This is a genomic window from Frankia sp. Hr75.2 (assembly GCF_949319125.1).
In the GTDB taxonomy this organism is placed as follows: Bacteria; Actinomycetota; Actinomycetes; order Frankiales; family Frankiaceae; genus Parafrankia; species Parafrankia soli.
The window spans coordinates 1-13033 of the sequence record NZ_CASGGV010000296.1 but is presented as its reverse complement, the minus strand read 5'-3'; the positions used below and the strand labels follow the sequence as shown (position 1 = coordinate 13033).

The following is a 13033-nucleotide window of genomic DNA, read 5'->3' as shown; positions in this document are numbered from 1 at the left end:
GTCCGCCCCACCGAGTTCCCGGAACGCTCGGCCGGCCTGGCCCATCCGCCTCCTCCCTGGCTCGAGCTGCCCGAGTTGGCACCAAAGTGGGATGGGCTGGATGCGTGGCGGCTGACGGGGTCCAGGGACTCATTGAGCCGTCACACTTCAGCGCCCCGCCCCAGTTCAGCGAGCCGCCGCACTCAGCCGCAGCCCGGGCCGCGGCCTCGTTCGCGTCACCGAGGGTGTGTGGGGGGTGGCGGTGGGGTGTTGGGGGGCTGGGGAGTAGCTGGGACGGGTGCCTCCGGGTAGGGCGCGGTCGGGGACGCCGCGTCCGGCTGGGGCCCGGCAGGGACCTGTGCTCCCGGCGCGCCCGGGTAGTGCGCGGCTGGGAAAGATGCGCCTGGGTGTCGCGTCGCCGGGAACGGGGAACCCGGGTAGGCCGCCGCTGGGAACGGGGCGCTGCCTGAGTGCTGCGCCGCCGGGAACGGTGCGTCTGGGTGCTGCGCTGGGAACGGCGCGCCTGGGTGCTGCGCCGCCGGGAACGGGGCGCTCGGGTAGGGCACGGCGTGGAAGGGCGGGTATTCCGCCGGTCCTGGATTCGGACCGCCGGGGGACCAGCCCGCCGGTCCGCCGGGTGGATATCCCGTGACCCCGGCATGGGGCTGGCGGCCTGCCGTCAGCCGTACGTACGCGCGGCGAGTTCGTTCGGCGAGCACGGCGGACACGACGGCCCAGCCGGGCGCGTCCGAAGGGGGTTGCGGTGCTACCGCCGCGCGGATCTCGTACAGCAGGGCACCGCCGATCCGCTCCCGGGAATCGTCCGAGAGCTCGTGTGTCCGGGCCAGGAAGCGGCGGGCGCGCACGGCGAGCTCGTCGTCCACACCGGTCAGGTCGAGGGTGCTGACCCAGCCGACCAGCGGCGGCGGGACGGTCGGGAGCGCGCCGATGGTACGCGGCACGTTCGCCTGCAGGACGACGGTGCCGGCGAAGACGTCACCGAGGCGCTTGGAGCGGCTCGAGCAGAGCATGCAGATCACGGCGGGCAGGCCGAGCAACAGCCCTGGCCGCTCGGCGACCGTGCCGATCAGCCCCCTGGTGAGCGCGTGCCGGAAGCGGATCGGACCACCGTCGTCACGGACGACCCGCAGGCCCAGCACCATCTTCCCGACCGTGCGGCCCCGCATGAAGGTCTCGCACGCGACGGGATACCCGAGGACGACACCCACATAGATGACGAGGAAGAGGGCGGCCGTCAGGGCCTCGTCGCCCGGCTGGACCACGAGGAAGCCCGCGATGGCGATCGTGTACAGGGCGTAGCTCTGGATGGCGAGGTCGATGAGCCCGGCGATCATGCGGGAGCCCAGCCGGGCGACCCGCAGGTCGATGGCGACGGCCTCACCCGTGACCACCTGGTTCATCCGCCGCTCCCCGCGCGCCTGCAGCCGTTCCGGTCACGACCGATCATGCCCGGCACGCGCGGGGCGCGGACCGGTCTGGAAGAGTAAGCCTCCCATGGACCTCGATGCGTACGTCGCCGTCCACCGTCCGGAATGGATTCGGCTGGGCCAGCTGGTCGACCGGGCCGGCCGGCCGCGGCGGATGTCCGCCGACGAGCTCGACGAGATGGTCGAGCTGTACCAGCGCGCCGCCACCCACCTGTCGGTGATCCGCGGCCGGTCCCACGACCCCAACCTGGTCGACGATCTGGCGAGTCTGGTCACCCGGGGCCGGGCCGCGGTCGTCGGTGCGCCGGACCAGGGCTGGCATGTCGTGGGCAGGTTCTTCGCCGTCACGTTCCCCGCCGCGGTCTACGTGCGCCGTTACTGGGTGATCGCGACCACGGTGATGTCGCTGCTGGTCGCGCTCGCGTTCGCGCTCTGGATCATGAACAATGGGGACGCCCGGGCGAACCTCGTCCCGCCCGACGAGGTGGCCGACCTGTGCCGGTCGGATTTCGCCAGCTACTACACCGAGAACCCGGCCTCGTCGTTCGCCAGCCAGGTCTGGACCAACAACGCCTGGGTGGCGGCACAGGCGGTGGCCTTCGGTGTCCTGTTCGGCATCCCGACGCTTCTCGTCCTGCTGCTGAACTCGGTGAACCTGGGCATCGTCGGCGGCTACATGGGCAGCTGCGGGGAGGGCGGGCAGTTCTTCTCCCTCATCCTGCCGCACGGGATGCTGGAGCTCACCGTGGTCTTCGTGGCCGGCGCGGTCGGCCTGCGGCTGGGATGGTCGATCATCGCCCCGGGGCCTCGGCGCCGGGTGGAGGCGCTGGCGGCCGAGGGGAGGGCCGCGATCGGGATTGTCCTGGGGATGGCGGTCGTGCTCGCCATCTCCGGGGTCATCGAGGCGTTCGTGACACCGTCGTCCCTGCCCACCGCGATCCGGATCGGGATCGGTGCGCTGGCCTGGGCGGGTTTCGTCGCCTACGTGTGGATCTACGGGAGTCGCGCGGTCGCCGCCGGAGAACGGGGCGATCTCGAAGAGTCCCTGGCCGCGGATCTCGTGCCCGTGGCTTAGTGCCGCCGTGACGTCGTGAGCGTAGTGACGCCCCAGACGCCCTGGCGCTGTGACGCCGCGCGGCGGCGGCCGTCCAGCTCGGGCTCGGGTCGGCCGCCGGTTCGGTCGGCCGTCCTAGCCGATCAGGAGTTCCTCGCCCCGGTACATCTCGGAGAGGAAATAGTCCGGACGGCGGAGCAGCGCCAGCGCCAGCGCCAGCCGGCGGCCGAGGGCCAGCAGCTTGATGAGGTCCGCGGTCGCGCCGTGGGGCGGCAGGGACCCGTCCGCGCGGGCCGTGCCCTGGTCCAGGCCGTGGTTGAGATCGAGGGCGACGGCGAGCGCGGCGCACTGGGCGTCCGAAAGCGCGGGGAGCCCGGCGAGACCGGCGAGCGAGGGCACCGCGCCGCGTGGCGGGGCGGCGGGCGCCCGAGCCGGGAGCGTGCCGGCGGCGGGCGGCTCGTCCGGAAGCGTCGGGCTGGGGATCATCGCGCCGGATCGCGCGCTGCCCGCACCGTTCGCGAGAGCGTGCATGATCTGGGTGCTGGAGCAGACCAGTGGATTGCCGCGCAGCAGCCAGTGCAGGGCTCGGGCGAGGTCGCGCGCGTCGCGCCGCCCGTATCCGGCGGCGAACAGCGCGCACGCCTCGCGCCCTACGCCGTCGGCATCCGCGGCGCCGAGCGCGCCGATGCGTGCCGCAAGATCCGGATCAAGGATGTCCACCCGCCTATCGTGCCGGCCGTCCTCGACCGTGAGCAAGAGCAGCTTTATTTCCGTACCCACAGAACTTGCACTGCTCTGAGGCACACAAAATCTTCTGAGCTGTGCCAAGCTCAGCTTGTGCCTCAGCACGAGCGCGGACGCGGTCCCGACCCCCGGATCACCCTTGCCAGGTTGCGGGTCTTCGTCTCGGTCGCGGAGCTCGACTGCTCGGTCAGCCGGGCCGCGGACGAGCTCCGCCAGACCCCGAACGCCGTCCGGCAGAACCTCGACCTGCTCCAGTCGGCCTTCGCCGGCCGCAGCCTCTTCGCCCAGGACCGGCGTGGCCTTTCGGTGTTCGGGACGGAGGTGTACCGCCAGGCGCGGGAGATGATGGACCGCTGGGGCGCGTTGTCGGACGCCGGCTCGTCGACGCTGCGCATCACGTTCCTCCCGCAGCACGCGCACCTGGTCTCCGCGGTGATGCGCCGGCTGCGCGTGACGGTCGCCGACGAACGTCCCGGCGGTGACGCCGGCGGGCGTGACGGCCGGTCGGATGACCACATCGAGTGCACCACCAACGTGCTGGGCGAGCAGGACCGGTCGATGGTCGTGTTCGAGGAGAACGTCATCGGGTCGCTCCTGCACGGCGCGACGGACCTCGTCATCGGCCCGCCACCCAGGCGGGTGGGCGATCCGCCCGCCCTCGACCGGCACCGGCTCTACACATCCCGGCTCGAGGCGATGATCGACTCCGCCGAGGTCGAGGTCGAGGCCGAAAACGAGGCCGAGCACGGCATCGAGCTTCGGGATCTGGTCCGGCGCCGGCTGCTGGTGCCGCCGTTGCCCGCACGCTCCCGTCAGATGCTCGAGCGGGAGATCGCCGAGCACATTGCGGACGATCCGGGGATCGCGGCCCGGGTCGCGCACGAGGCGTATGGCACCAAGGTGCTCGTCGCGTTCGGCCAGGACGGTCACGGCACCGTCGTCGTCCCGTCCGACATCGCGTTGCCGTTCAAGAGCGGCAGCTCGTTCGCGGGCACGCGGGCGGGCTCGTTCCGCTGGGTCCCGGTCCGCCGCGACGGCGTCGACCTGACCCAGGAGGTCTACGCGACCACGCGCGTCGATCCGGGGGAGCGGGCGCTGCGCGTCGTCCGGGAGCTGCGTGCCGTCGTGCGCGAGACGGGCCTGGACGCCGCCGCGGAGCCCCGGGAGCGTCCGGGCACCCCGGATCTCGCGCGGGGGGCCGCCGCGCGGGCCGCGGTCACAGGCGCCCGCGGGCCTTCAGCGTGAGGTAGGTGTCGGTGACCAGCGCCGCGTAGTGCGCCGGTGCCACGTCCACCACCTCGACGCCGCGGCGGCGCAGCGCCTCGGTCAGCTCGCGCCGCCGCAGCAGCGTCTGCTCCGCCGCCGCCGCCGCGTACACCTGGTGGACGTCGCCGTGCCCGGCTGTGAGCTCGTCAAGCCGGGGGTCGCGCAACGCGGCCACGAGCACCGTGTGCCGGGAGGTCAGCGTGGGCAGCGCCGGCAGCAGGCCGTCCTCGATCACCGCCGGGACAAGCTCGGTGAAGATGACGACGAGGGCACGCCGGGAGGCGTTGCGCAGCACCGCCGAGGCCATCCCGGCGTGGTCGGCCTCGACGAGGGCCGGTTCCAGGGTGGCCATCGCATCGCTCATCCGGGCCAGCAGGCCGTTGTCCCGTGAGGTCGGCAGGGAGATCCGGCTGGTGCTGTCGTGGGCGACCAGCCCGACCCGGTCCCCGGCCCGCAGGGCGACGGCGGTGAGCAGCAGTGCGGCGTCCAACGCATGGTCCAGCCGGGGGACGTCGCCGACCCGGCCGGCTGACGTCCGGCCGGTGTCGAGGACGCAGATGACCCGGCGGTCCCGTTCGGGCCGGAAGGTGCGGACGACCACCGAGCCGTGGTGGCGGGCGGTGGCCCGCCAGTCGATCGTCCGCACGTCGTCGCCGACGACGTACTCCCGCAGGCTGTCGAACTCCGAGCCGGCGCCGCCGCCGCGGATCGCGACCTCGCCCTCCACCTCGCGCAACCGGGCCAGCGCGGCCGGCAGGTGCCGGCGGGACGAGAACGGCGGCAGCACCCGCACCCGCCACGGGCAGTGGTGCCGGCCCTGCCGCCCGGCCAGGCCCAGCGGGCCCAGCGAGCGCACGGTGATGCGGACGGGCATCCGGTCACCGCGCCGGGTCGGGTTCAGCGTGGTCTCCAGGAACCGGCGCTCGCCCGCCGGCACCGTCACCCGGTGCACCCGCGGTCGGGCGCCGGCGGACGGCGGCCAGCCGTCGCGGATGCGGGCCCGCACGGTGCGGGTTCCGTTGTTGGCGACGGTCAGCACGAGCGGAACCGGCTGACCCAGCCGGGCCGCGGTCGGCCCGGAGCGGGCGAACGTGCACGCGCGCACCTGCCCCGCCAGCCACACGTCGACGCAGATCAGCGCGACGACCAGCAGGTTCACCAGCACGAAGGTCGCGCCCGGCGCCGGGGAGAGAACCACCACGACGATGCCGAGCGCGACCAGCGCCACGGCGCGGCCGGTGATCGCCACAGCTGCCCGTTACCGGGGGACGGGCACGACGGCGAGCACCTGGTCGAGCACGGTGTCGGCGGTGACGCCGTCCTGCTCGGCCTCCGGCCGCAGGCTGATCCGGTGGCGCAGGGTCGCCCGGGCCAGCGCCTTGACGTCGTCCGGCGTGGCGTATGTGCGCCCGGACAGCCAGGCCCACGCGCGGGTGGTCGCCAGCAGCGCGGTCGCCCCGCGCGGCGACACCCCGAGCTGCACCGACGGAGCCGCCCGGGTGGCCCGCGCCAGGTCCACGATGTACGCGAGCACCTCGGGGTGGATCTGCACCCGGGACACGGCTGCCCGCGCGGCCGCCAGATCGGCCGGGCCGGCCACCGGCGACACCCCGGCGGCGGCCAGGTTGCCCGGGTCGAACCCGCCGGCATGGTGGGCGAGGATCCGCACCTCGTCGTCGCGGGGCGGCAGCGGCAGCGTCACCTTGATCAGGAAACGGTCCAGCTGCGCCTCGGGAAGGGGGTAGGTCCCCTCGTGTTCGATGGGGTTCTGGGTCGCCAGGACGGCGAAGGGCGCCGGGAGCGGGCGTGGCACGCCCTCGACGGTGACCTGTCGTTCCTCCATGACCTCGAGCAGCGCCGCCTGGGTCTTCGGTGGCGTCCGATTGATCTCGTCCGCGAGCAGCAGGTTGGTGAAGACCGGCCCCTCACGGAACGTGAACTCGCTGGTCCGGCTGTCGTAGACGAGCGAACCCGTGACGTCACCCGGCATCAGGTCCGGGGTGAACTGCAGCCGCTTGGTGTCGAGCGACAACGCGGCCGCCAGCGTTCGTACGAGCAGGGTCTTCGCGACCCCGGGGACGCCTTCGAGCAGCGCGTGGCCGCGGCACAGCAGCGCCACGACGAGGCCGCTGACGGCGGCGTCCTGGCCCACGACGGCCTTCGCGACCTCGTCGCGCAGCGTCACCAGCGCCCGGCGGGCGGCCTCGGCGTCGGCGGGGGGAGGCGCCTGCGGAGCGGCCAGCGGCTTGCGCAGCGTCTCCGATCCGGGCGGGGGAGCGCCGAGGTTCGGGGATGTCACCTTCTGCCCACCTGTCGATCGAGTTCGTGCAGTGCGCGGGCCAGCCGGACGAGCGCGACGTCACCCTCGGCATCCCGCCTCGTCCTGGCAGCCTGGATGTCGACCGGGCTCGGCGGGATCGGTGATGCCCATGAGGCGGGCGGGCCCTGGTGGGCCGGCCAGGGTGGTTGGGAATAGCCCGTGGGCGCCATGTCCGAACCGTACAGGAGTGGCCCGATCTCCATGGGTGACCGTCCGGTCTGTTCGGCGACGGAGGCCACGAGGACGGTCGGATCCGGGCCACGGGTGTGCCACGGCGAGCCGGCCGCGGCGGTATCGATGCCGAGCCGGTCGGCGAGCCGGGCCCGCAGCCCCGCCCGCAGCGCCGCGGCGGCCCGTTCGCGGGCGTGCGCCGCGGCGTAGAGCCGGCCCCGGCCCTCGACGGTCTCGGTGGAGCGCACCACGACGGGCAGCGGCTCCTCGATCGGTGGCCCGAGCCGCCGTCCCTGCCACAGGGCGAGGAACACCAGGACGAGCAGGAGCTGCAGGGAGCCGAACCAGAAACCGTCGGGGAGCAGCTCCGACAGGCCTTTCGTGCCCACGGCGTCCTCGGCCGCGACGACCGGGGTCACCCACTCCAGCCGGGGGGTGCGGGCGAGCAGCCCGAGGGCCAGCGCCGCGTTCCCGGTCTCGTCCAGGCGTTCGTTGGTGAGGAAGCCGCCGCCGCCCAGGAGCACCAGGCGCCCGGTCGGCCCGCTGCCGACGTCCGACCGGGTGGGGGTGAGCACCGCCAGCCGGGCCGCGCCGGGGTCGCCGTAGCAGAGCTCGACGCGGGTGGCGCCGCTCCGGCCGCCCGGGGTGCCCTGGCCGTCCTGACTGTCCTGGCCGTCCTGGCCGTTGGTGCGGGCGAACGTCACCGAGTCGCCGACCGTGGTCGACCCGGCCGCGCCTGCCTCGGGGAGCGTGCACCCCGGGGGGGATTCGTCACCGTAGTCACCTACGCCCGGCTGCCCGGTCGTGACCGGCAGGCCCAGCGCGACCACCACGCTGGGATCCGGGGCGACGAGAACGACGTCCGAGCCGGCGCGGGTGCTGGTCACCAGCGCGTCGAGCTCGGCCTGGGACAGCAGGTCGGGGTTGGTGACGACCACCGTCCGCCCTGCGGACGTCCCCGCGGGGCCGGGTGCCGGGGCTGCCGTCGGCACCTGCTCGCCGGCCGTCACCGTCACCCCGCGGGCGCGCAGGATCTCCGCGACCGCCCGGGTGCCGTATCCGTCCGCGGAGGTGATGTCCAGGTAGCCGTGGCCGGCCGGGCGGCTGACCACAGCGGTGATCACCGCGTACGCGATCACCAGTGCGCCGAGGACGGCGCCGAGCCGCACCGCGCGCCGGACCGCCGGCGGCCGGGGACCGCTGCGGACGTGGGTCGAGCCACCCCCGCCTCGGCCCACGCCTGCGCCCGGGCGCGGTCCCGCTGGAGTGCCGAAGGGCCCGGAGGCCGGTGTCGCCGGGCGCGGGCGGTCAGTCGGCGGAGCGGTCATGCCGGGACCGGGCGGGATCCGTCGTCGGACCGGTCGTCGGACCGGCCATGGCCCGGGCGGCGTCGCACGCCCGTGAGCTGCTCGTCCGCCCGCACCAGAACCTCGTAGGCCCGCTCGGTGGCCGGCCCACCGCCGTACCAGATCTCGCTGAACACCTCGACGGCCGCGACCAGCGCACCGATCGCATCGCTGTCGCGGTCGATGGCCGCGCGGACGGCGTCGACGAGCTCGCCGGCCGTGCGTCCAGGTCTCGGGTCCAGCACTCCACGCTCCTCCAGCATCCGCACGATCGCCCGCAGCCGGGACCGCACCGCCTCGGCGTACGCGCCCTGGCCGGCCTGGTCCCGGGCCAGCACGCGGAGCTGGTCGGCGGTGAGGGGACTGGACAGGTCGGTCTCCTCCGCCTGGTCCCGCGCGGTCCGCCGGACGGGGCCCAGCCACAGCCGGATCACAACGGCGAGCGCGACGAGCACGAGGACCACGGCGAGGACACCGAGTCCGTTGAAACCGCCCACGCCGGCATCGGTGTCCGGGGTCAGCCAGTTCCACAGATCGGCGAGGCGGTCGTTGATCCAGGTGATGGCCCGGGTGAACCAGTCGGGCTGGGCGTCCTGGTAGACGCTCTTGGACAGTTCGCGCCGAGCCTCGTCCTGCGCCCCCTCGCGCGTCACCGGCCCCCCGAGCGGGCCGCCGGCCGCCGCCGGGGCGACGGCCGGAGCGACGAGGGAGGGGAGGAACGAGGGCAGGAAGGGGGCGGACAGGTGGCCGGTGATCACGGAGTGGCCGCGCGCTGGCGGGCCGCCTCGGTGAGGGTGACGTCCAGCCCCTCACGGCGGATGCGCCGATCGATGTAGAGGAGGACGACGGCCCCGGAGATCACCGGAGTCGCGACCGTCGTGGCGAGCAGGCTGCCGATCGCGTTGACGATGTGCCCGGCCACGGTCAGGTCTCCCTCGACCAGGCTGCCGAACGTCTGCTCGGACGACATGAGGATCACGCTGGTCGGGATCGCGAAGATCAACATCAGGACCCCGCCGACCGCTGCGGAGAGGAGGAGAACGCCGAGCGTCCGCCACCACGATCCCTTGACCAGCCGCCACGAGCGCCGAAGCGCGTCGCCGGTCGACTGCGCCTCGAGCACGTAGGCCGGTGTGGCCAGACTCAGGTAGACGGCGACCACGACCGCCCCCACGATCAGCGCGACCAGGCCGAGCGCGCTCAACAGCGTGACCGCCAGGGTCAGCATCAGCAGACCGCCCAGCCGGGGGGTGACCCGGCGGACGGCGTCGCCCGCGGTGATCCGCCCGCCGAGCGTCGCCTCGCTCACCACCACCGCGAGCACCCCGGAGAGGAAGATCCCGAGCGCCGCGTTCAGGCCGAAGAGCAGCAGCGTCAGTACCGTTGCCGCCGTATTGGACATCTCCTCGGCGGCGATCGCGGCGACCGTGCTGATCGTCTCGACCACGGCGGTGGCGCCGAGGGTGAGGCCGAGGGTGGCGCCGGGGTTCGACCGGATCGTCGCGAAGGTCCCGTCGAGGATCTCGCCGACCGCCAGCGGGCGCAGCGGGATCACACCGGGCTTGGGTGCGATCGGCGGACCGCCCCACCCGTTCGGGCCCCACGCGCCGTAGCCCCGGGCCGGGCCGGGCTGCTGGCCGTAGCCGCCGTGCGGCCCGTACCCGCCCGGCCCGTACCCGCTGTTCGGGATGTAGCCGGGGGGAGCGCCCTGCCCGGGGACCGGCGCCGCGGCGGGGTCGCTGCCGGGGGCCTGCCAGCCGCCGGGCGCAGGCCATTCGCCGGGCGCGGGCGCGCCGCCTCCGGGGCCGGGTGGTGGCTGATCCCACGAACCGGGGGGTGGGTGCTGCGGGCCCGGGGAGGGCGCACCCCACGAGCCGGGCTGTTCCGGTCCGGGCGTGCCGGGAGGGGTCTGACCGGCTCCGTCCGTCATCGTGGTCTCCCTGTACTAGTTGCCGTCCCGTGTCGACCAACGTTCCTGGCGACCGCATCGTTGCAGACCGAGTACGGACACCTCCCGACCGGGCGCCCTGTCGACGCGGGGCGATCGCCCGCCGCCGGCCCGGCGACGGGCCACCGCCGTGCCGGGCGGACGCGCAGGTCTGGCAGACGGGCCGGTCCGGATGCGCCGGGCGTCGTCGATGTGCGCCGGGTGCCGCTGATGCCGGCGTGGCCGGTGCGGCGCAGCGGGCAGTTCATGGCCCCGTGCCCCGTGCCCCGTGCCCCGTGCCGGGTGCCGGGTGCCGGTCTGGCCGGGTCCGGCCCGCGTCGTCCACAGCCGCCGCGTGCGGTGCTGTCTGTCCACAACTCGGGTCCGGCGATGGCGAAGCCGGTCGATCACCGGTCATTCTCGTCCGGTGACCCGCTTCCGCCACCTCGCCGAGGCCCTGACGATCCTCGCGGATCTCGTGCTGCCGCGCGCCTGCGCGGGCTGCGGCCGGCCCGGCGAGGCCGCCTGTGCGCGTTGCGCGGCGGCCCTGGCGGGTCCCCCAGTTCTCGCCGCCCCGGGTCCCACGGCCAGCCCGGGGCGGCGAGGCCACCATCCGGCCAGCCACTCCCAGCGGCCCGGCCGGCCACGTGGTCCCTCGTTACAGCCGGCGCTCCGGCCGGCGATGCCCCCAGCCTTCGCGGCGGCCTCGTACACCGGTGCCGCCCGGGTCCTTCTGCTCTCCTACAAGGAGCGTGGGCGGGTCGACCTCGCTGCCGTGCTGGGCCAGGCGCTCGCGCGGGCGGTGGCGGCCGCGCTGGTGGCGGCCGCGCCCGGCGGTCGCCGGCCCCCACCGGTACTTCTCGTCCCGGTCCCGACGACGGCCGCGGCGCGGCGGCGCCGAGGGGTCGACCACGTCGCCCGGCTCGCGGCGGTCGCCGCCCGGTCCCTCGCCCACCGCGGGCTCCGGGCGCGGGTTAGCGCGGCGCTACGGGTGTCGCGGCCCGGAGCCGACCAGGCCGGCCTCGGGGCGGCGGCACGGTCACGCAACCGTTCGGGGGCGTTCGCGCTGCGCACCGGCGTGCCTTCGCCGCGTCCCTGGGAGATCACGGTCGTCGTGGACGACATCGTCACCACCGGTGCGACTGTCCGGGAGGCGGTGCGCGCGCTGCGCGCGGGCGGCTGGGCGCCGGCGGCCGGCGCGGCGGTGGCCGCCACACCGCTCCAGCACGGGCGCGACGCGCCATCCTTCGGGATTGCCCGCCGTCCGGGCGGTGGAAGGGGGACACTGGGCGCGAGCGCTCCGCCCCCGGAGCCGACGGCGACAAGCTGATGCCGGCAATGACCGTCACTGCTCGGCGCGGTGCCGTCGTCCTGGACGAGGTCGGCGTGCGGCCCACCGTCGCGACGCGACGGATGCGGCGCACGGCCCCCCGTCCCGGGCCGCCGTCCCGGGGCTGCCGGCCCGGTCGAGGAGCGCGCGAGGCGGGGCCTTCGGAACGCGCCGACCGGCTTCACGGCGCGGCCGGCCGCTCCCAGGATGCCGGTCCGGAATCTCCCGATATTGGTAGGGCCGTTCCGGCATAGACCCGACCGGCGAGGGGAAGGAGCCGAGCGAGGCGGGTCGGTGGAAACACCGCCGATGCCGTGGTCACCGGACAGCGAGGCGCGCCCATGGAAGGAGCCGTCCGGCAGCGCCAGAAGCCAGCACCAGCTGATTTGCAACCAGGTACTGCACCAGGAACGTTGACAACCTACGGCGGCACACGAGGTGACCTCGGCACGCCGAGGTCAGCCATCGACGGCCGCCCGAGGTACCGACTCGCCGGTCGCGTCGATCCCGCACGGATCGGCCGGCCGGGCCAGGTGAACGGGAGGTGGATCGCGTGGACATCGTGGTCAAGGGCAGGCACACCGCGGTTCCGGAACGGTTCCGCAGGCATGTCCAGGCCAAACTCGCGAAGCTCGAGCGGCTCGACTCCAAGGTCATGCTGGTCGACGTCGAACTCTCCAAGGAACACAACCCTCGGCTGTCGGACACCTGCGACCGTGTCGAGCTCACCGTGTATTCGCGGGGCCCGGTGATCCGTGCGGAGGCCGCCGCGGCCGACGCCTACGCCGCGCTCGACCGCGCTACCGCCAAGCTGGCGGAGCGCCTGCGCCGTGCTTCGGACCGGCGGGTCCGCCACCACGCCAACCACGCGGGTGCGAACCACCCGGTTCCCGGCTGGGCGGGTGCCGTCCCGGACATCCCCGCCGTCCCGACCGGCCGCCAGCCGGAGACGGACACCGCCGGCCCGCCGGTTCCGGGCGCCGAGGACGGCGCGGCGGGCCTCGCCGCCGTCGGATCCGAGACCCGCGCGAAGCGGCCGAGCTGGTCGACGGCCGACGATGGCGACGGCGACGATTCCGACTACTCGCCGATGGTGGTACGCGAGAAGACCCACGCGGCCGCGCCCATGACGCTCGACGACGCCCTGTCGAACATGGAGCTCGTGGGGCACGACTTCTACCTTTTCCTCGATGCCGCTAGCGGCCTGCCCAGCGTCGTGTACCGCCGATGCGGCTACGACTACGGCGTCATCCGGCTCGAGGGAGCGGCCGGAGACAGCATGATCGGCGCCCGGGAACGAACGGCGGCGGTCATTTCCGCCGTGTGACGGTCGATCCCCCCTGCCGGCGTGGGACCATTTGCCTTGGGTGTCGGACTCCCGGCATCGGTGCACACGGCACGTTCCACGGGTTGTGCCCCCCGGGGCGCCACCCCCGGGGCCCCACCCC

11 protein-coding genes are annotated in these 13033 nt (G+C 74.3%); 4 read left to right on the top strand and 7 right to left on the bottom strand.

Features of this window, described 5'->3' with window-relative positions:
* Positions 1 to 215 precede the first annotated feature (215 nt).
* Entirely contained in the window at positions 216 to 1400 is a 1185-nt protein-coding gene (locus AC559T_RS22945) for an RDD family protein (protein ID WP_498870085.1), read from the bottom strand.
* A 94-nt stretch (positions 1401 to 1494) separates the two neighbouring features.
* Here AC559T_RS22945 and AC559T_RS22940 point away from each other — a divergent pair, with 94 nt between their 5' ends.
* Positions 1495 to 2502, top strand: coding sequence for a stage II sporulation protein M (locus AC559T_RS22940; protein WP_071064564.1), 1008 nt, complete (start codon positions 1495 to 1497; stop codon positions 2500 to 2502).
* A 114-nt stretch (positions 2503 to 2616) separates the two neighbouring features.
* Here the strand turns inward: AC559T_RS22940 and AC559T_RS22935 are convergent, their stop codons facing one another.
* The gene (locus AC559T_RS22935; RefSeq protein WP_498870084.1) at positions 2617 to 3201 is read right to left on the bottom strand and encodes a hypothetical protein; all 585 of its coding nucleotides are present in this window, start codon (positions 3199 to 3201) and stop codon (positions 2617 to 2619) included.
* 171 nt (positions 3202 to 3372) lie between these two features.
* Here AC559T_RS22935 and AC559T_RS22930 point away from each other — a divergent pair, with 171 nt between their 5' ends.
* Complete coding sequence (locus AC559T_RS22930; protein WP_498870083.1) at positions 3373 to 4470, top strand: LysR family transcriptional regulator; 1098 nt, start codon at positions 3373 to 3375, stop codon at positions 4468 to 4470.
* Here the strand turns inward: AC559T_RS22930 and AC559T_RS22925 are convergent.
* From AC559T_RS22925 to AC559T_RS22905, 5 genes are all read right to left on the bottom strand, one after another.
* On the bottom strand, positions 4442 to 5740 hold the full coding sequence (locus AC559T_RS22925; RefSeq protein ID WP_071064570.1) for a DUF58 domain-containing protein: 1299 nt from the start codon (positions 5738 to 5740) through the stop codon (positions 4442 to 4444). The two genes, AC559T_RS22930 and AC559T_RS22925, sit on opposite strands and share 29 nt — an antisense overlap.
* Before the next feature lie 9 nt (positions 5741 to 5749).
* Positions 5750 to 6790, bottom strand: a complete 1041-nt coding sequence (locus AC559T_RS22920) for an AAA family ATPase (RefSeq protein WP_071064572.1) — start codon at positions 6788 to 6790, stop codon at positions 5750 to 5752.
* On the bottom strand, positions 6787 to 8220 hold the full coding sequence (locus tag AC559T_RS22915; protein WP_498870082.1) for a DUF4350 domain-containing protein: 1434 nt from the start codon (positions 8218 to 8220) through the stop codon (positions 6787 to 6789). The genes AC559T_RS22920 and AC559T_RS22915 overlap by 4 nt, the downstream gene beginning before the upstream one ends.
* 86 nt (positions 8221 to 8306) lie before the next feature.
* The gene (locus tag AC559T_RS22910; RefSeq protein ID WP_498870081.1) at positions 8307 to 9086 is read right to left on the bottom strand and encodes a DUF4129 domain-containing protein; all 780 of its coding nucleotides are present in this window, start codon (positions 9084 to 9086) and stop codon (positions 8307 to 8309) included.
* Positions 9083 to 10258 carry a DUF7847 domain-containing protein gene (locus tag AC559T_RS22905; RefSeq protein ID WP_498870080.1) on the bottom strand — a complete coding sequence of 392 codons (1176 nt, stop codon included), beginning with the start codon at positions 10256 to 10258 and terminating at the stop codon, positions 9083 to 9085. The genes AC559T_RS22910 and AC559T_RS22905 overlap by 4 nt, the downstream gene beginning before the upstream one ends.
* Before the next feature lie 424 nt (positions 10259 to 10682).
* Between AC559T_RS22905 and AC559T_RS22900 the strand changes: the two genes are divergently transcribed.
* A complete protein-coding gene (locus tag AC559T_RS22900) occupies positions 10683 to 11585 on the top strand; it encodes a ComF family protein (protein ID WP_112108513.1) in 903 nt (300 codons plus the stop codon).
* 553 nt (positions 11586 to 12138) lie between these two features.
* A complete protein-coding gene (gene hpf / locus AC559T_RS22895; RefSeq protein ID WP_112108514.1) occupies positions 12139 to 12912 on the top strand; it encodes a ribosome hibernation-promoting factor, HPF/YfiA family in 774 nt (257 codons plus the stop codon).
* Positions 12913 to 13033 lie beyond the last annotated feature (121 nt).